This is a genomic window from Autumnicola musiva (assembly GCF_031846585.1).
GTDB classification, from domain to species: Bacteria; Bacteroidota; Bacteroidia; order Flavobacteriales; family Flavobacteriaceae; genus Autumnicola; species Autumnicola musiva.
The window spans coordinates 363,032-381,926 of the sequence record NZ_JAVRHK010000002.1; the positions used below are offsets into that span (position 1 = coordinate 363,032).

Annotated in this window: 21 protein-coding genes; 10 read left to right on the forward strand and 11 right to left on the reverse strand. The window is 38.1% G+C overall.

The window, feature by feature from the left end; all coding sequences use genetic code 11:
* The first annotated feature begins 26 nt into the window (after window positions 1–26).
* The 7 genes from RM539_RS04070 (at window position 27) to RM539_RS04100 (ending at window position 6,283) form a co-directional block, all read left to right on the forward strand.
* Complete coding sequence (locus RM539_RS04070) at window positions 27–827, forward strand: hypothetical protein (RefSeq protein ID WP_311502154.1); 801 nt, start codon at window positions 27–29, stop codon at window positions 825–827.
* A gap of 20 nt (window positions 828–847) precedes the next feature.
* On the forward strand, window positions 848–1,636 hold the full coding sequence (locus RM539_RS04075) for a hypothetical protein (protein ID WP_311502155.1): 789 nt from the start codon (window positions 848–850) through the stop codon (window positions 1,634–1,636).
* A gap of 147 nt (window positions 1,637–1,783) precedes the next feature.
* Window positions 1,784–2,449, forward strand: coding sequence for a peptidase associated/transthyretin-like domain-containing protein (locus RM539_RS04080; protein WP_311502156.1), 666 nt, complete (start codon window positions 1,784–1,786; stop codon window positions 2,447–2,449).
* Between the two features lie 29 nt (window positions 2,450–2,478).
* Window positions 2,479–2,985 (forward strand): DUF6702 family protein, encoded by a 507-nt coding sequence (locus RM539_RS04085; protein WP_311502157.1) that lies wholly within the window; start codon window positions 2,479–2,481, stop codon window positions 2,983–2,985.
* Between the two features lie 55 nt (window positions 2,986–3,040).
* Complete coding sequence (locus RM539_RS04090) at window positions 3,041–5,356, forward strand: M1 family metallopeptidase (protein ID WP_311502158.1); 2,316 nt, start codon at window positions 3,041–3,043, stop codon at window positions 5,354–5,356.
* A gap of 73 nt (window positions 5,357–5,429) precedes the next feature.
* Window positions 5,430–5,711, forward strand: coding sequence for a Sec-independent protein translocase subunit TatA/TatB (locus tag RM539_RS04095; protein WP_311502159.1), 282 nt, complete (start codon window positions 5,430–5,432; stop codon window positions 5,709–5,711).
* Between the two features lie 11 nt (window positions 5,712–5,722).
* The gene (locus RM539_RS04100) at window positions 5,723–6,283 is read left to right on the forward strand and encodes a phosphatase PAP2 family protein (RefSeq protein ID WP_311502160.1); all 561 of its coding nucleotides are present in this window, start codon (window positions 5,723–5,725) and stop codon (window positions 6,281–6,283) included.
* Window position 6,284: 1 nt separating this feature from the next.
* Here the strand turns inward: RM539_RS04100 and RM539_RS04105 are convergent, their stop codons facing one another.
* On the reverse strand, window positions 6,285–6,926 hold the full coding sequence (locus tag RM539_RS04105; protein WP_311502161.1) for an O-methyltransferase: 642 nt from the start codon (window positions 6,924–6,926) through the stop codon (window positions 6,285–6,287).
* Window positions 6,927–7,021: 95 nt separating this feature from the next.
* On the opposite strand from RM539_RS04105, the gene kynU reads away from it, so the two are divergent.
* Entirely contained in the window at window positions 7,022–8,299 is a 1,278-nt protein-coding gene (gene kynU, locus RM539_RS04110; protein WP_311502162.1) for a kynureninase, read from the forward strand.
* Window positions 8,300–8,328: 29 nt separating this feature from the next.
* Here kynU and RM539_RS04115 read toward each other — a convergent pair whose 3' ends face one another.
* The 6 genes from RM539_RS04115 to RM539_RS04140 form a co-directional block, all read right to left on the reverse strand.
* Window positions 8,329–9,003, reverse strand: a complete 675-nt coding sequence (locus tag RM539_RS04115) for a hypothetical protein (protein ID WP_311502163.1) — start codon at window positions 9,001–9,003, stop codon at window positions 8,329–8,331.
* A 61-nt stretch (window positions 9,004–9,064) separates the two neighbouring features.
* The gene (locus RM539_RS04120) at window positions 9,065–9,823 is read right to left on the reverse strand and encodes an SDR family oxidoreductase (protein WP_311502164.1); all 759 of its coding nucleotides are present in this window, start codon (window positions 9,821–9,823) and stop codon (window positions 9,065–9,067) included.
* Window positions 9,824–9,899: 76 nt separating this feature from the next.
* On the reverse strand, window positions 9,900–10,055 hold the full coding sequence (locus RM539_RS04125; RefSeq protein WP_311502165.1) for a lmo0937 family membrane protein: 156 nt from the start codon (window positions 10,053–10,055) through the stop codon (window positions 9,900–9,902).
* Between the two features lie 165 nt (window positions 10,056–10,220).
* Window positions 10,221–11,768, reverse strand: coding sequence for a cryptochrome/photolyase family protein (locus tag RM539_RS04130; RefSeq protein ID WP_311502166.1), 1,548 nt, complete (start codon window positions 11,766–11,768; stop codon window positions 10,221–10,223).
* Between the two features lie 24 nt (window positions 11,769–11,792).
* A complete protein-coding gene (locus tag RM539_RS04135; RefSeq protein ID WP_311502167.1) occupies window positions 11,793–12,458 on the reverse strand; it encodes a flavin reductase family protein in 666 nt (221 codons plus the stop codon).
* A gap of 73 nt (window positions 12,459–12,531) precedes the next feature.
* Window positions 12,532–12,777, reverse strand: coding sequence for a hypothetical protein (locus RM539_RS04140; RefSeq protein WP_311502168.1), 246 nt, complete (start codon window positions 12,775–12,777; stop codon window positions 12,532–12,534).
* Between the two features lie 202 nt (window positions 12,778–12,979).
* Between RM539_RS04140 and RM539_RS04145 the strand changes: the two genes are divergently transcribed.
* Window positions 12,980–14,326, forward strand: coding sequence for an FAD-dependent oxidoreductase (locus RM539_RS04145; RefSeq protein ID WP_311502169.1), 1,347 nt, complete (start codon window positions 12,980–12,982; stop codon window positions 14,324–14,326).
* Window positions 14,327–14,345: 19 nt separating this feature from the next.
* On the opposite strand, the gene msrA is transcribed toward RM539_RS04145, so the two are convergent.
* The 4 genes from msrA to RM539_RS04165 all read right to left on the reverse strand — a co-directional run bounded on the left by msrA (window position 14,346) and on the right by RM539_RS04165 (window position 17,803).
* On the reverse strand, window positions 14,346–15,002 hold the full coding sequence (gene msrA / locus RM539_RS04150) for a peptide-methionine (S)-S-oxide reductase MsrA (protein WP_311502170.1): 657 nt from the start codon (window positions 15,000–15,002) through the stop codon (window positions 14,346–14,348).
* An 18-nt stretch (window positions 15,003–15,020) separates the two neighbouring features.
* The gene (locus tag RM539_RS04155; RefSeq protein WP_311502171.1) at window positions 15,021–15,581 is read right to left on the reverse strand and encodes a hypothetical protein; all 561 of its coding nucleotides are present in this window, start codon (window positions 15,579–15,581) and stop codon (window positions 15,021–15,023) included.
* A 345-nt stretch (window positions 15,582–15,926) separates the two neighbouring features.
* Window positions 15,927–16,706 carry a zinc ribbon domain-containing protein gene (locus RM539_RS04160; protein ID WP_311502172.1) on the reverse strand — a complete coding sequence of 260 codons (780 nt, stop codon included), beginning with the start codon at window positions 16,704–16,706 and terminating at the stop codon, window positions 15,927–15,929.
* Window positions 16,707–16,708: 2 nt separating this feature from the next.
* The gene (locus tag RM539_RS04165; RefSeq protein ID WP_311502173.1) at window positions 16,709–17,803 is read right to left on the reverse strand and encodes a Nif3-like dinuclear metal center hexameric protein; all 1,095 of its coding nucleotides are present in this window, start codon (window positions 17,801–17,803) and stop codon (window positions 16,709–16,711) included.
* A 73-nt stretch (window positions 17,804–17,876) separates the two neighbouring features.
* Between RM539_RS04165 and lpxK the strand changes: the two genes are divergently transcribed.
* The gene (lpxK, locus tag RM539_RS04170) at window positions 17,877–18,881 is read left to right on the forward strand and encodes a tetraacyldisaccharide 4'-kinase (protein ID WP_311502174.1); all 1,005 of its coding nucleotides are present in this window, start codon (window positions 17,877–17,879) and stop codon (window positions 18,879–18,881) included.
* The last annotated feature ends 14 nt before the right edge of the window (window positions 18,882–18,895 follow it).

Genomic DNA, 18,895 nt, shown 5'->3' on the forward strand with positions numbered 1-18,895 from the left:
AAGCAGATAATTGTTTTCTTTATTCAATGAAGAATTTTCTACCAATTATTTGCATTTTGTTTCTCCTGGGAAATTCCAACTTCTGTTTTTCTCAAACCGGAAGGAGCATTATCAACGGTAATGTTCTTGTTCCACCGGGTGACGAGGCAGGAGGGATTACTATTTTTAATAAAAATGCCCGCCGCGGAACAGTTACCGATTACTCCGGAGATTTTCAGATGATGGTGAGAGCGGGGGATAGCCTCGTGTTTTCAGCAGTACAATTTGAAGATTTCACCGTAGTTGTTTCTGAAAGGCTGATAGCCCTGGGAACTATGACAATTAATTTGAATACCGCAGTTAATGATTTGCCCGAGGTTCGTCTTTCAGATCTTAGTGGTATAGTAGAAGTGGATGTAAAAAGACTCTCTGTGGTGGATACCAAAATGAAGGTGGTTTCTAATATTGAGATGCGGAATCTGGCAAATATGCCGCAGCGCTACAGGGCAAACTACGTACGTAACGATGCAATGGGAAATAAAACTGCCAGTGATTACCAGGGGCTTAACTTTGTGAATATCTTTAAATCGGTTTTTGGACTTTTTGGGGAAAATGAAGAAAAAAGCAGGAAGCTTTCCCGGGAAGAACTGGCTGATGAAATCTGGTACAGGCTTGGGGAAGATTTCTTTACAGAAACATTAAAAATAGAGAGGGAATATACGAGCGGCTTTATTTTTTACGTTATTGATAATGGTCTTACGCAGGAAATGATTGAAAATAAAAATGAACTGGAACTAATGCAGTTCCTGCTTGAACAAAAAGAGCAGTACAATCCGGCTGCCCAATAAATTTTCACTTAACTAAATTCATGCTGAAAAAGTTAATTTTAGCCTCAATATTTATTCTCTCACTTTCAGCTTTCTCTCAGGAAACTATTAAACTTAAAGGAAAAATCACCAACGATTCCCTCGAAGGCTCTTTTATAAATATCATCAATAAAACATTGAATACAGGAACCATAAATTCTTCTTCGGGAGAATTTGAGATAAGCGTTAGGCAAAATGATACACTTGTATTTTCCTCAATTCAATATGAAAAGCAGGAAATTCCAATTACTTCTTTAATTTACGAAGCAGGTTTTTTACGGGTTAAACTGGTGCCGGGAATCAATCAACTGGAAGAGGTTAGAATCAATAATATAAGTCTTACCGGGGACTTAAACCGGGATACTGGTAACATGGATAACTACAGCATGTCCGGCTTCGGAATTCCTAATTTAAATCGTGAACCCATAAGCGCAGCCGAGCGACGTCTTTCTACGGCATCTTCATGGAATCCTTCTACCATGGGGGGAGGTGGTGGAGCGGTTGGACTGGATCCTCTTCTTAATGCGCTTTCGGGCCGTACAAAAAAGTTAAAGAAAATAGTGGCAAATGAAAAACTTCAGTCTATGATGCAGCAGGGTGTTGATGCATTTCCTGTGAGCTTTTATGTGGAAGAATTAAAAATTCCGGAAGAGGAAATTACTAATTTTGTTTATTATTGTGCTGAAAATCATCAGTTAAAGTACTTGCTGGAGGATGAGAAGAGATTGGATTTACTGGAATTTTATAAAAAATACGCCGTGGAATTTCTTGAATTTCGTACTTCAGAATAAAATTTTATGCAGAGAAATTTCCCCATATGCATGTTCTTGATTAGATTTTTTTCTGTTAAAGCACTTAAAAGCATCCTGATTGTTGTTCTGTTTCTAACAGTAGGGTCAGTATCCGGACAGGAGAGTATCTTGCTAAAAGGAAAGATTTTGAATGATTCTCTTGACGAAAGTTTTATTAATATTATTAATAAAAGCACTCATACCGGTACCATAAATTCTTCAGATGGAGAATTTGAAATTAGAGTGAGAGAAGGTGATACGCTGGAGTTTTCTTCTATTCAATATGAAAAACTGAAAGTTGAAATTTCTGAATTGCTTTTTGAAACTGCTTACCTGGAGGTGATGCTTGTGCCCGGGCTCACCCAACTTGATGAAGTGAAAATCAGCAATATTTCGCTATCAGGTAACCTGGCAGGTGATATTGGGAATATTGAAGTAAATGCCCTCCCGAACTTTGGAATTGCAAGGCGGAATATGCCGGAGAGAACAATAATTGAAAGAAAAATGACTGCCTACGGTGGATCTCCGGTAGACCTTCTTCTGGGATATTTAAACGGAGATATAAAAATGTTGAAGAAAGCCAGGAAAAACGAAAAGCTGTTTTCCCTGGTGGAGAAGGCGAAAAAAATAGTGCCCGGTTCTTATTATTCCGAAGAACTCAATATTAAAGAAGACAGTATTATGAACTTTCTTTACTATTGTGCTGAAAAATACAATATAAGGCCGCTGCTTCAGGAGGGGATGGAGCTTGAATTTGTAAAGTTTTTAAAGAAACATGCTAGTGAATTTCTGGAACTTCAGGAAATGGACTGAAGTTTGATTAATTTTACAAAAAAATATGGATGAAGAAATTTGCAGTACTCCTGTTATGTTTTCTGGTATTCTCTTCTTTTAGGGCAAAAAAGCATGAATTCTACGTTAGTGTTACCGAAATTGAATATAAAGAGGATCCGGGGACGCTTCAAATAATTACCCGCGTTTTTATTGATGATATGCAGAAGGTGCTCAATAAAAGATATGGTACACAGCTGAGCCTTTCACATGAGAAAGAGGAGGGTAGAGTTAAGGAAACTATAGAAAAATACCTGTCCCAAAAATTGAAGCTTTCAATAGATGGAAATAACATGCAGCTACATTATCTTGGAAAAGAGTATGAAGAAGACCGCTTACTACTTTATATAGAAGTTACAAATGTGTCTTCCTTTAACACAATTAGCGTAACCAATGCAATTTTGACCGACCTGTACAGGGAACAAAAAAATGTAGTACATGTAGAGGTAGGAGATCAGATTAAAAGTTTACTTCTGGAAAAAGACAGGGAAGAAGGGACCATAAATTTTCACGGATAGTTTCGGGAAAGACTGAAATTGGTTAATTTTAGCAATCTTTAAAAATTAAAATTTAATGAAAACAATGAAATTAGTGTCTTTAGCACTTTTTATATTCTTATTTGTTGGTGTTTATGCTCAGGAAGAAGGAGAGGAAGCCCAAGAGCAAACAAGACAGGAAGGTCATATAAATGAGAACAAATTCAGGCAAATGTATATGGAGTTTGCAACTCCTAATCAATACAGGACAGCTTCAGGGGCCCCTGGCCCAGCCTATTATCAAAATGAGGCCGATTATAAAATAAATGTAGTTCTGGATGATGAAAACTCTGTTTTAACAGGAGAGGAAACCATCACTTATCATAATAACTCTCCACAGGATTTGGAATATCTGTGGGTTCAGCTGGATCAGAACATCCGAAAAAAAGATTCTCCTTCTCTTCAGAAAGATAGTCAGGGGCTGGCTCCGGTTGCCACTCCCGCTAGATTTTCAGAAGAATATCTTCAGAAACCATTTGATGGCGGCTTTAATATAATGGAAGTTTCTAAAAACGGTAATGCGTTAAATTATACTATTAATCAAACGATGATGCGTGTAGATTTACCGGAACCATTAAAGTCTGGCGAAGACTATAGCTTTAATATTAACTGGAGCTACAAAATTAACAATCATGTAACCAACAGGGCCCGTTCCGGATATGAGTATTTTCCTGAAGATGGAAATAAAGCTTATGTAATTGCCCAGTTTTTCCCTAGAATGGCGGTTTATAACGATGTTGAAGGATGGCAGAATATGCAGTTTTGGGGTAGTGGGGAGTTTGCTTTGCCTTTTGGTTCTTATGATGTAAGTATTACTGTACCTGCAGACCATATTATGGAAGCTACAGGTTCTCTTCAGAATAGAAAAGAGGTTTATTCAAAAGAGATGATGGGGCGTTATGAGCAGGCAAGGAATTCTTATGATAAGCCTGTTTTGATTGTTACCCCTGAAGAAGCTGAAAAAGCAGAAAAGGGATCTTCCAACAAAACCAGAACCTGGCATTATAAAGCCGATATGGTTCGTGATTTCGCTTTTTCTACTTCCAGGAAATTTATCCTGGACATGATGGCTACAGATGTTATGGGTAAAAAAGTAATGGCCGTTTCTCTTTATCCAAAAGAAGGAAATCCACTTTGGGAAGACTGGTCTACCCGGGTGGTGGCAAGTACTTTAAAAAGTTATTCAAACCATACGTTCCAATATCCTTATCCAAAAGCAGTCTCTGTACATGCCAAAAATCAGGGAATGGAATATCCAATGATTTGCTGGAACTACGGCCGTCCCGATGAAAATGGGGAATTTAGCGACCGCGTTAAGTTCGGGATGATGAGTGTGATTATTCACGAAGTGGGGCATAACTTTTTTCCTATGATTGTAAATAGTGATGAGCGCCAGTGGGGCTGGATGGATGAAGGGATAAATACTTTTGTACAGTATATGGCAGAGCAGGAATTTGGAGAAACTTATCCTGAAGCTATTGCGCCATTGGAAAGTTATCCTTCCAGAAGGGGGCAGCCGCATAAAATTGTGCCTTATATGAAGGGAAACCAGGAATTTATCGCACCAATTATGTCTAATCCTGAAGAGGTTTATCAGTTAGGGAACAATGCCTACGGAAAACCTGCCACAGCCCTGAATATTCTTAGGGAAACTGTAATGGGGCGTGAATTGTTTGATCACGCTTTTAGCATCTATTCACACAGATGGATGTTTAAGCATCCCACTCCCGAAGATTTCTTCAGGACCATGGAAGATGCTTCGGCTACAGATTTGGACTGGTTCTGGAGAGGATGGTTCTATTCTACAGATAATGTAGATCTAGGTATACAGGAAGTAAACAAATATTATATTACAGATAGACCTACTGAAGCCGGTAAGGAAATGCTTGAGCGTTATTATAGTGCCTCGCCGGAAGAAGTGGAAGCATTGTACGTAGTGAAAGAGGAAGATCCTGAATTTAGCGAAGAACTTAAGGAAAAGACAATGCTGGAGAGTTCTTCAACTTTACAGGAGTTTGTAATGGACAATTTTAGTGAAGAAGAAAGAAGAAATCTAAATGCTCCAAAATTTTTCTATCAGGTAACTTTTGAAAAGCCTGGAGGTTTAATCATGCCGCTTATAGTAGAAATTACTTATGCTGATGGAACTTCAGAGAAAATAACTTATCCTGTTCAAATCTGGAGAAGGAATAATAATCAGGTAAGTAAAGTAATCCCAACCAGTAAAGAAATTACCAAAATTGTTGTGGATCCCGATCTGGAAACTGCAGATGTGGATGTGAGCAATAATGCATGGCCTAAAACGGAAACAAAAAATCAATTTGAAGAGTTTAAAGCCAACGCAGAAAACTAAACATAATTTAAGCCGACTTTAACGAGTCGGCTTCTTTTTTTTTCGTGATATTTGTATATATATTTGTAAAGCTATGTTAATACTTCCATTATTTATCAGCGGGGCAGAGATTGCTTTTATAATGTTCATTTTAGTAATGGTGTTTGGTGCTGATAAAATTCCTGAAATTGCCCGTGGACTTGGGAAGGGAATGAAAACGCTCCGGAATGCCTCCAATGATATTAAAGGTGAAATCCAGCGAAGTGCCGAAAAACAAGGGATTGATAAAAATCTATCCAACGATATTAAAGGTGAGGTTGATAAGGTGAAAGAGGATATTGATGAAATCACCGGATCGGTAAAGCGCAGACTTTAAGCCGGGGTTAAATGTGGGATCAGTTAAAACAATGGGATAGGCAATTATTTATCTATCTGAATAGCCTGGGAATAGAATCTCATGACGATTTCTGGATCTTTGTAACTCAACCTGAACATTGGATACCGCTTCATATTCTGTTTTTTGCTCTCTTCTTTATTTCTTTTCACTGGAGAAAAGCACTGCTAACTTCCCTATTCTTACTTGCAGCAGTTTTCACCACCTGGGGGTTTACCAATTTGGTAAAGGGACTGGTTCTCAGGCTGCGTCCAAACAATAACCCTAACCTGATAGAAATTATACGGATTCTCCAGGAGCCGACCAATTACAGTTTCTTTTCGGGACATGCTTCTACATCTTTTGCAGCAGTCACATTTATTGTTTTGGCCTTAAAGGAAAAATCTAATTGGATCTTCCTGGCCTATATCTGGCCAATTATATTTGTGCTTAGCAGGATTTTTGTGGGGGTACACTATCCGGGTGATATAATGGTTGGAGCATTGGTAGGCATAATCATGGCTTATATATTTTTCTGGCTCTATATAAAATCGGGTAAACGTTTTTACGTCTAGTTTATTTTTTTCGGCTTAATGTGAGGCCGTCTCTTATTGGAAGAATAACAGTTTCTATACGGTCATCAGTCGCCAGCAATTTATTATACTTCAGTAATGCCCGGGTAGATTCATCATCTGGGCTTACATCTTTCACAATTTTTCCACTCCATAAAACATTATCAGACAAAATTACTCCGCCCGGATTAAGTTTATCAATAATTATGTTGAAATACTCAGGGTAATTAGGCTTATCGGCATCTATAAAAACAAGGTCGAAGCAACTTTCAATGGTGGGAATTATCTCCAAAGCATTACCCACGTATTGCTTGATATTTGCTTTATAAGGAGAAGCGTTAAAGTATTTTTGCTGAAAATCAAAAAGTTCTTCATTAACATCTATGGTGTGCAGAATTCCATCTTCAGTAAGGCCTTCTGCAAGGCATAATGCCGAGTAACCCGTATAAGTACCAATTTCCAGAATATTTTCAGGCCGGATAATTTTTGATAATAGACTAAGAACACGGCCCTGATAGTGTCCGCTAAGCATCCGGGGTTGCAGAATCTTTTGATGGGTTTCCCGGTTAAGCCGGGATAAAAGTTCCGGTTCCTGCTGGGAATGTTTAACAATATAATTATCTATATCATCTGGCAGAAAATCCATTGATCTAATTTTTTTACAAAGCTACACAAATTGGATGTTCAATTTCAACCAGTAATTTATTTGTGAAATTGTATTTTTACCAAAAACCACAAAGCATGAAATTTGAAAACAGTCTGGAATTTGCCCGAAAATTAGATTCTGAAGATAAAATTGCCAAATACAGGAATGAGTTTATTTTCCCTAAAGTTGATGGGAAGGAAGTAATTTATTTTGTTGGAAATTCGTTAGGGCTTCAGCCAAAAACTGCCAGGGATTATGTAGATGAAATTATGCAGGATTGGGCAAATTTAGGAGTGGAAGGTCATTTTTATTCTGAAAAGCCCTGGTGGGATTATCATGAACGTTTTGCAGAAAAACTGGCAAAAATTGTAGGGGCAAATCCTTCGGAAGTCACCGTGATGAATACCTTAACGGTTAACCTTCATTTATTGATGATTTCCTTCTACCGTCCTTCAGGTAAAAGATTTAAGATTATTTGTGAAGAAAAAGCTTTCCCCAGTGACCAGTATATGATCGCAAGCCAGGTGAGAGTTCACGGTTTTGATCCTTCAGAAGCTATTATTGAAATAAAGAAGAGAGACGGTGAAAATATATTTCGTACCGGGGATGTCTTGAAGAAAATAAGCGAAGTAGGAGAGGAGTGTGCTCTGGTTTTAATTGGCGGAGTAAATTATTATTCGGGGCAGGTTTTTGATATGGAAAAGATAACCAGTGCCGGCCATGAGGTTGGAGCCATGGTGGGATGGGATTTAGCTCATGCTGCCGGGAATGTGGAATTAAAGTTAAGCGAATGGAATGTTGATTTTGCAGCCTGGTGTAGCTATAAATACATGAATTCGGGTCCGGGAAATGCTTCAGGCTGTTTTATAAATAGAAAATATCATAATAAAAAGGATTTACCACGGCTGGAAGGCTGGTGGGGCCATAATAAAGAGAGGCGGTTCCTTATGGAGCCGGAATTTCTTCCGGAACCAAATGCCAATGCCTGGCAAATAAGTAATGCTCCTGTGCTGGCACTTGCCCCGTACCTTGCATCTTTGGAGATGTTTGATGAAGTAGGTATGCCTGCTTTAATTGAGAAAAGAAATAAAATTGTAACCTATCTGGAGTTTATACTGCAGGATATTGATAAACAGATTGACAGTACTTTTGAAGTGATAACTCCCTCAAAACAAGAGGAAAGGGGTACACAGCTTTCTGTTTTTTTACATGGTAAAGGTAGAGAGGTTTTTAATTATCTCATGAAAAATGGGGTTTATATAGATTGGCGGGAACCAAATGTGATACGGCTGGCACCTGCACCTTTTTACTGCTCGTATGAGGATATCTATAATTTTGGACAGATAATGAAAAAGGCCATTTTAAATAGCTGATAGAGGATCAGAAAAAGTGTTTTCTTCATTTATTGCAAGGATACATCACTAAAGAAAAGCTCAAAATTGCCATCTGCAGACTTATGGCTTTTGGCAATTTTCACGCCGTTAAAATCCTGATAATCTTCCCATGTGGTAGCCATTTCCCTGTTGCCGTCTGCAGCTTTATAAACCCATTCCTGGAGCATTAGATCATCATTATAATAAATGTCGTAGGAATCACCGGGAGTATAACCACCTTCATCGGTGTAGGCTACAGTAAGTTTATCCATTTGTTTACCGCTAATTGGGGTTGTAGCATTTTTTTCTTCCGAAATTTCTGCGTTAGACCATACTAACTGGTAAGGAAACAGAAGCCAGTAAGTATCATTTATAAATTTTTGATCTATTTTCTTTTCATCTTCAGAAAGGTCCCCGTCTCTGGTGTAGGTTTGGGAAATATCATTTTCGGTAAGCCTTATTTCGTTAGTTTGCGGGTTCCATTGCCAGCTTCTTTGTGATCTTATAGTATCCTGAACCCTTACGTTAAAGGTAAAATCCACTTCTTTCATCTCCTTAAAATTTTCCAGGCCGTTAGCTTTGGCAATTTCTTCTGCAATTGAAGCGTTTTCTGAAGATGCTGAAGAACTGGTTTTAGTACTGTTTTCATTTTTACAGCTGGTCACCAGTATTATCAGAAAAGAAAGGATAATAAGATTTTTCATAAGTATAGTTTTTAGCTTTGCCTTTGGCCGGTGCTTTATTAAAGATATAAAATTAAGTTTATTAAATAGCATTGATGCTCATTCCGCCATCAGCAACAATATTTTGTCCGGTGATATAAGAAGATTTGTCCATAGCCAGAAATGCTATAACAGCAGCCATTTCTTCAGCTTTGGCAACTCTTTTGAGCGGCGTACGCCGGAGGATAGGCTCAATTTTTTCCTGTTGAGCAAGGTAGGTTTTTGTTAGCGGGGTTTCAGTGAACCATGGGGACATAGCATTTACTCTAATTCCTTCCTGTGCCCATTCTACAGCAAGGCTCCGGCTTTGCTGGAGTAAGCCTGATTTGGACATGGCATATGGTGTGCCTGTTCCTACATCCTGTATGGCTGCAGAGGAGGCAACATTTACTATAGATGCATTTCCGGAATTCTTCAGGAAAGGGTATAGTTTTCGGCTTAATTCAAAAGGGGCAATAAGATTTACTTCCAGGACCTTCCGGTACTCTTCTTCATTATAATCTGCCGCTGTTTTTCTAATATTGATTCCGGCATTGTTTACCAGAATATGCGCCTCTCCCCAATTCTTTTTTATCCATGAACATAATTTAAGCTGGTCTTCTTTAAGGCAGCAATCTGAAACTATGCCCTTAGCAGGTAAACCCTGTGCTTTTAGTTCTTCTTCAAAGATTTTCACTTCATCTTTATTTCTTGCGGTGAAAAGCACTTCTGCTTCCAAATTAAGAAATTCAAGCACGGCTGCCCTGCCAATGCCTTTAGTTCCGCCAGTAATAACAGCTTTTTTCCCTTTCAGGTTCCACATAACTTTTTAAATGAAGATAAGGTTTCTTTTAGAAAGTAAAAACCCTCTGAAAAGCAGAGGGTTTTATTAAAATATCTTAGAGCCTGCGCCCTGTTAGCAATTTATATAAAATAAGAATTACGGCTACCACAATTAAGATGTGGATAATGGAACCTAGATCAGGGAAGGCAAAATAGCCTACAAGCCATCCAATAATTAATAATACGATAATAAGCCAGATTAGATCTCTCATAATAAAGGGAATTAGGCAACTTTTTGTTGCATGTTGGTTAATAATTCAAGTCTTCTGCAGCTTCAAAAACAAAAGCTAGGTAACAGATGTTAAGGAAGTTGTATGACGAAGTTATGGAAGTAATTTTCGGGAAGACCCGATTTTAACGCGTGTTTAACTATGCTGCTAAAAATGGTCAGGGTTTTGAATAACTTCAAAAGCACGGTTTCTAATCTCCTCCATTTCCTTTACAGGCTTCTTATTCAGGAGGCTCATCATCATTTTCATTCTTTTATTTTCACGAAAATATTCTTTCTTCTCATCAAGAAAATTCCAGTAGAGGCTGTTAAAAGGGCAGGAATTTTCTCCTGTTTTTTTCTTAACATCATAATGACAATTTTTACAATAATTGCTCATTTTGTTTATATAGCTTCCGCTAGAAATATAAGGTTTGGTAGCAACCAGTCCTCCGTCGGCAAATTGGCTCATACCGCGTGTATTGGTTATTTCTACCCATTGAATAGCATCAATATAAATCCCGAGGTACCAGGCATCAACTTCATCCGGGTTACAGTGGGTGAGTAAGGCAAAATTGCCGGTAATCATTAGACGTTGAATGTGATGAGCATAAGCCTTTTCCAGGCTTTGTTTTATTGCATGGTGCAAACAACTCATTTTGGTGTTGGCAGTCCAGTAGAATTGTGGCAGGGAATTCCTGTTGTTTAATTTGTTTTTCCGGCTGTAATCCGGCATTTCTTTCCAGTAAACACCACGCATATATTCCCGCCATCCCAAAATTTGCCGAACAAATCCTTCTACCTGGGAAATATCAATTTCATCATAATGATCATGCCAGTAACTCAAAACCGAATTTATTACCTCCCGGGGGCTGATCATCTTACTGTTCATGGCGAATGAAAGCCTGGAATGAAACAGAAATGCTTCCTCCGTGTGCATGGCATCCTGATAATCCCCAAAATGGATGAGCAGGTTCTTACAGAAATAATTCAGCGCGGAAAGGCCATCTTCCCGGCTGGTGGGCCAGTTGAAATTTTTTGCTTCAATGCTTCCCATGGTTTTAATTCCGGCAGCTTTAATTTCTTCCACAATATCGGCAACATCTTTTCTAAAGCCTCTCTCATGCGGAATAATGTCTTTGCCTGTCCATTTCTGCCTGTTGGATTTGTCAAAATTCCACTTTCCACCTTCGGGATCTTTGGCATTGAGCATCAGGATTCCATATTTTTTCCGCATATACCGGTAAAAATATTCCATGGTCAATTCCTTTTTTCCCTGGTAGTATTTTGTCAATTCTGTCCTGCTGGTAAAGAAATGTTCTGTATCAAATGCTTCGGAAGGAATAGAAAGATTTTTACAAATCCTGTTTAGCTGTTCATCCAGGCGGTATTCGTCCGGTAATTGATATTCAAACTTTTCGATGTTGTGCTTTTCTAAAAGGAAATGCAAATTGGATTCTAAATCCTGTTTATTATCGGGGTCATTTATTTGTAAATAAATAACCTCATAGTCCCGCTCTTTAAGATATTGTGAGAAATTACGCATTGATTGGAAAAATGCCGTAATTTTCTGAATATGATGAACCACATAATCAGTTTCCTGCCGCATTTCCATAAACAAATAGATATTATTTTCCTGCTCCTCCTTATACCAGCTATGATTATGGTTTAGCTGATCTCCCAGGATTAATCTCAGTGTTTTACTGGTTTTGGGCATAAGTTGATAAAAGGGAATGAAATTTTAACTGAAATTTTTACCTGAATTTTTCTTTTTGAAGAATGATCTTATTTCCTGTCCGGGCCTGGCATAATGGAAACGATCAAGAAGAGTAGGGAGGGCATAACCATCCAGGCCATTAACGGCCACGGTGCCGGCATCATCCAAACGTAGCCAGCCATCTGGCGCCTGAATTTCTTCATCAAAATAAATATGTTCAATAGCCCCAATAATCATTGTGGTACTATTTTCTTTTATTTCATATTCATTTAAATATTTACAGCCCAGTTTTACCGTGGATTGTTTAACGTAAGGAGCAAAAAATTCATCAAGATATTCTTCTTCCAGTCCGGTTTTTTGAAACTCTGAAATATCTGCGTCATATTTTGCAGCTGTTTGATGCGCACTCTCAATCATGTTTTCCTGAACGTGGTTAACCGTAAAACAGGAACTTTCCCTGATATTTTTATAAGTATTTCCTGAAACATGAGTTGGGCGGGTAATAAAACCCAGAAGGGCGGGATCACTTCCTAAATGTATAACAGAGCTGAATACTGCCACGTTTAAACCATTATTGCGGGATTTGGTGGCAATAAGATTTGCAGATTTATAACCTGTGCAACTATTAATAAGGTTAAGACGGAAAATTTTCTCCATCTCCTTAATTTCACTGGAAGTTATATGTTTCATGAAAAAGGTTCAATATTAATTCAACCTCAAGTTAGTGATCCCTCACAAATTTAATTGTTAATGCTTTTTTAATTTAGTCCTGGTTTTCAAGTTTGTTCATGTTCATTTCAAAATCATCCATAGCCTGCTTAACTTCATCTACATTGTCTGAAGCTTTTTGATGTGCTGCATTCATCGCTTTTTCCAGATCCTTATTGGGATTTTCAAAAAGGTCGGTAATTACGTGGTTTATTTTATCAATAATGCTTTCTTGGCTGTTCTTTATGTCTTCCAGTTTACTAAGAGTGGAGCGCATTTGCTCCAGTTTTTGTTGATCCATATTTATTTTTTTGAATTTTGATAATATAAGCATTATTACCTGATAAACATTTATAAGCAGTACTTAATTTGCTAAATGTAATTTACGGAGGAACAACCTTGGCTTATTTGGAGATATTGGAGTATGACGGCCTGGAAGGAGCATATCATAATTAATGAGTACTTTCGCATTGAGTTAAACTTATGCTTAGACAAAAAAGCAAATGCAGGAACAAAAAAATATTGCACTGGTTGGGTCCGGACTTGTAGGTTCGCTACTCGCCCTATATTTAAAGAAGGCGGGACATATGGTGACTGTTTTTGACCGTCGCCCCGATGTGCGAAAAGTAGAATTTTCCGGAAGATCCATAAATCTGGCAATGTCTAATCGTGGATGGAAAGCTCTTGGAATGGTGGGAATAGAGGAGGAGATCCGTAAGTTGGCACTGCCGTTGAATAAGAGAGCAATGCATGTAAATAATAAACCGCTTTATTTTCAGAAATATGGAAAAGAAGGGGAAGCGATCTTTTCTATTTCCCGTGGCGTTTTAAATCGAAAAATGATAGACCTGGCTGAAAATGCCGGGGTTAAATTTCGTTTTGAGGAAAAAGTCTGGGATATAGATATGCCCGAAGCAAGACTTTATACCGGGGAGACTGAAAAAAGTGTATGGAAAGAGTATAATTTTGACCTGATTTTTGGGGCAGATGGGGCTTTTTCGCGTATTCGACATAAAATGCAAAGGCAAAGCCGCTTTAATTACTCCCAGCATTTTATTGATGTGGGTTATAAGGAGCTAATTATTCCCGCTAATGAAGATGGCAGCCATAAACTTGATAATGCTTCTTTCCATATCTGGCCCCGGGGAAAATTTATGTTGATTGCCATGCCTAATCTCGATGGTAGCTTTACCTGTACGCTTTTTATGCCATTTGAAGGAGAGATTTCATTTGAATCCATCACAACAGAAGAAAAAGCAGATAAATTTTTCGAGAGATTCTTCCCCGACATTAAAGCTGAAATTTCTAATTTAAAGCGTGATTTTTTCAAGAATCCTACCAGTGCCATGGTAACTATTAAATGTTTTCCCTGGACGTTCAATGACAAAATTGCCCTGGTAGGAGATTCGGCTCATGCCATTGTTCCTTTTTACGGGCAGGGAATGAACGCCGGTTTCGAAGATATTTCTGTTTTATTTGAAAAGATGAATCAACATCAAGATAACTGGGAAAAGATTTTTCAGGAATATCAAATGGAAAGAAAACCAAATGCTGATGCCATTGCAGAATTAAGTTACCAGAATTTTATTGAAATGAGCCGTAAAACTGCCGATCCTGATTTTCTTCTTAGGAAGAAGATCGAAAAAAGGTTTGAAGAGCAGCATCCTGAGAGTTGGGTTCCACTATATTCCAGGGTGACTTTTTCAGACAGGCCTTATGCCGAAGCTCTTGCCATAGGGGAACGACAGGGAAAAATAATGGATGAGGTAATGAAAACTGATGATATCAGTAAAAAATGGGATCAACCGGAAATTGAAGAAAAAATCTTAAAGCTTCTCTCTGTAAAATAATTAAACTCTTCGGCTAAAATTAATGAGCTTCTTCTTTTAAAAGCTCCGGAAATTTATTCTTAAACCGGTTAATTCGTGGAATTGATACGTTCTGAATGTATGGATTTTCAGGATGACTTTCTTCATAGTTCTGATGATAAGCTTCAGCTTCCCAGAATTTTTGAAAAGGAAGAACTTCTGCAGCGATGGGAGCATTATAATTTTTAGCTACCTCAGCCTTTACTTCCTCAATAGCTTTTTTTTGTTCATTGTTTTGATAAAATATAAGAGATCGGTATTGGGAGCCAATATCAGGTCCCTGCCCGTTTACCTGTGTGGGGTCCTGGGATCCAAAATATACTTTAACGAGTGTTTTAAAATCTATAACATCGGGATTATAAATTACTTCAACAGCCTCTGCATGGCCGGTACGGCCGGTATTACTTTCTTCGTAAGTTGGATTTTTAGTGTGGCCGCCGGCATATCCAGAGATAACTTCCTCCACCCCTTCAACACTTTCATAAACTGCCTCCACACACCAGAAACAGCCACTGGCAAAATAAGCTCTTTTCATGCCATTCTGTTCCGGAACTTCCACGGGGGTAGCATTGGCAATTTCAGGTTTGGTTGCAGTATTATTTTGTCCGTTACCGCAGGACATAAATAAGAGTAGAATAATACTCAAAATAGTTTTCATAGCCTTTTATTTGTGCAGTTATTTTTTCTCGTAAGTGCCTTCAAGATTTTTTTTGCCGAAAATAGCATAATCAACGGCTAATTCTCCGTTTATGCTAAAGCCTTTCCAGTCTAGGTGTATCTGGCCATTTGGTTGTGGTTCCAGAACAGCAATTGGTTTATCCTTATCAAATTTATCCCAGGGTAAGTCTGAATTTTTATTCTCTTCTGAAGTACTATTATAAAAAACATTGATACGATCTCCGTCTCTTTCGAAAGTTGAAGTAATATACATCTCATTTTCAACCAGGCATAAATTAGAAGTTTCTGAAAGACTAATATTCAGGCAATAGCATTGGCAATTCTGACCGGTTTTATGCCCTGTTTTAATATAATTGCCTGCCTGTATCTCGGGAGAAGTGTTATTCCTGTCTACGGATTCATTATTACTGGCATCTTCTTCAACAGGAATACCGGGGCCAACGGCATTATACTCGTTATTGGTGCCGTTATCCTCTATTTCTACATTTTCATTATCCGCACCGTTTTTGCAGGAAAGCAGAATAAAAAAGAATGCCAGGCTGTATAGCTTTAATTTCATAGTGGATAATTTAGTATTATTAAAGGTAGCCTTTTAAGCAAAAAAATGTGCAAAAGTCTTGTTAATCCCTTAGTTTAAGGAATAGCAGGAATTTTTATTAGGAGATTGTAATACTAATTAAGGTGATGGTGGTTGTACTAATCCTGTATAGGGAGGATAGAGGTTGATTCCAGGGTTTTAACCCGGTAGCGGGAGCAAAAGGTGTCGCTTCAAAAATTGATTTTAGCAAACGTAAAAATCAGGAATATTAAAAAATAGGGTATAAAAAAACTGCCTGAAAAATTTTGCTTCAGATCGTTAGATCCTACTGTTATTTTCAGACAGTTAGTATTTTAGAGAACTCTCTTAAAATTTTTTGAAAAGAGCATCCATTTTCTCCTGTTCTTCCCTTGCTAGATCTTCGTCAACAAGAATTCGTCCACTGTGCTCATCGGTAATCACCTTTTTGCGGCCGGCGATTTCCATGATAATCTGTGGAGGAATTGTAAAGTAAGAACCACCTGAAGCTCCACGTTCAACGGGAACGATAGCCAGGCCATTTTTTACATTACTTCTTATTCTTTTATAAGCTTTTACCAGGCGTTCCTCTATATTTTGTTCATATTCCGCAGATTTATCTATAAGAGCCTGCTCTTCTTTTTCGGTTTCGGCAAGAATTTCATCCAGTTCATTTTTTTTATGATCAAGATGTTTTTTTCTCTCATCCACGCGCTCCTGTGTTTGCGAAATAACTTCTTTCTTTTGCTCAATTTGAGCGCGGTATTCTTTTATATGCTTTTCGGCAAGTTCTATTTCCAGTTCCTGAAATTCAATTTCCTTGCTCAGGGCATTGAATTCGCGGTTATTGCGCACATTTTTTTGCTGGTCAGAATATTTTTTTATTGTAGTCTTGGCTTCATCAATAAGGTTCTTCTTATTTTTAATGTCATTCTCTACAACTTCAATATCTGCCTCTAACTTTTCCAAACGTGTGTTCAATCCTGCTACTTCGTCTTCTAAATCTTCAACCTCCAAAGGAAGCTCGCCCCTTACGTTTCTAATCTCGTCAATTCTTGAATCGACTAACTGAAGATCGTACAGCGCTCTTAACTTCTCTTCTACAGTAACATCGTTTTTTTTTGCCATAGTTAAATATACTTGATTGGATTGGTGTTTGTGTCTCCTAAAATAAGTGCAAAATTACTAATTTTTTTGCTAAGAAAAGAATATAGTAAATCTTTTGTGAATTGCTCACTTTCATAGTGCCCAATATCAGCTAAAACAATTTTTCCTTCTGTTTTATAGAAATCATGGTATTTAAGATCTGCCGTTATAAACACGTCAGCTCCGGCATTTTTCGCGTTATCAATTGCAAAGCTGCCGCTCCCGCCCAAAACAGCAACTTTTTTTACAGTTTTGCCACGTACGGCCGAATGTCTTACCACCCCTGTGTTAAAAACAGTCTTTAGGGATTTAAGAAATTCTTCTTCTGAAGTTTCCTGCTCCAGTTCCCCAATCATACCCATTCCCAAATGTTGGTGCCGGTTTTCAAGAGTAGTGATTTCATAAGCAACTTCTTCATAAGGGTGACTGTTGAAAAGTGCCTGAAGCACCTTTGGTTCCAGATGGGAAGGAAAAGTGATTCCCAGCTGCATTTCTTCTTCAAAATGTACTTTTCCTTTTTCGCCAATGGCAGGATTAGCATCCTTATTTGGTCGGAAACTTCCGCTGCCCTTAAGATTAAAACTACAATTGTCGTAGTTTCCTATGCTTCCCGCACCTGCATTAAAAAGGGCATTTCTCACCTTTTCAGTATTTTCAACGGGAACAAACGTGGTTAGTTTTTTAATGTTTCCTTTTTTTGGAATGAGGATTTCCCGGTTCTTAAGCTGTAGCTTTTCAGCAATCATATCGTTCACACCTTTGTACTGGTTGTCTAGAGCAGTGTGAATGGCATAAATAGCAATATTATGCTGAATGGCTTTTATCACCGCTCGCTCAACATAATTTTTCCCGGTGAGTTTTTTAAGTCCGGAGAAAATAATGGGATGAAAACTGATAATCAGGTTACAGTTTTTTTCGACTGCTTCGTCCACCACGCTCTCAAGCGTGTCCAAAGTAATCAGTGCACCCGTGGCTTTTGTATCTTCATTTCCTACCAGAAGGCCTACATTATCAAAATCTTCAGCGTAATTTAGCGGGGCGAATTCCTCTATATGGTGCATGACTTCCTTTATAATCATATTTTTCCTTTTTTCGTATGTTGATTCGGCACTTTCAAAGATAATATTCTAGATTTATTATACATTGCTGCCCATGGCGATACTTAGAAAAATACTGTTTCCATTTTCTCTGCTGTACGGGGGAATTACTCTGGTTAGAAATTTCCTTTACAACTGCGGAGTCTTAAGATCTCAGAATTACCAGTTTCCGGTAATTTGTGTAGGTAATCTTAATACAGGAGGTACAGGTAAATCTCCCATGATAGAATTTTTGCTGAAAATGTTACTGCCAGATTATAAAGTAGCAAGTTTATCAAGAGGTTATAAACGAAAGAGCAAAGGCTATTTTCTACTTACCGGAAAAGAATCTGCGGAAGAAGTAGGGGATGAGCCCCTGCAGTTTAAATCCAAATATCCTAATGCGCTTATAGCAGTAGATGAGGATAGAAGAAACGGGATCTCTTGTTTATCTGAAGAAGGCGCAGAAGTGGTTCTTCTGGACGATGCTTTCCAGCACCGGAAGGTAAAAGCCGGATTTAATATTTTACTTACGGCGTATCATGATTTATATGTGGATGACGTGATGCTGCCAACGGGAAATCTTAGAGAGCCTTCAGGCGGTGCCGATAGGGCTAATGTAATTATTGTGACTAAATGTCCGTTAAGCCTTGGTGTGGAAAAAATGGAGCATATAAGGGCGAAATTGAACCCGCGAAATTATCAGAAATTATTCTTTAGCTATATTGCTTATGCTGAAGAAATTGTTGGAGCAGGAGTTATTAAACCACTCTCAGACCTTAAAGAATTTAATTTCACCCTGGTTACCGGGATTGCAAATCCTGTCCCGCTTGTAAAATTTCTAGAGGATAAGAACTTATCATTCCGGCATTTAAATTTTCCAGATCACCATAACTTTTCTTCTGCTGAAATTGAAGGAATCTCAACAGAAAAATTAATCCTGACTACAGAAAAAGATTATATGAGGTTAAAGCAACAAATGTCTGTAGATAAGCTTTGGTACCTTCCTATAACTACAGAATTTATAGCCAATGGAGAGGAATTTAACAGCGAATTGGAAACTTTTATAAAAACAAAATGAGGCGCAAAAGCACC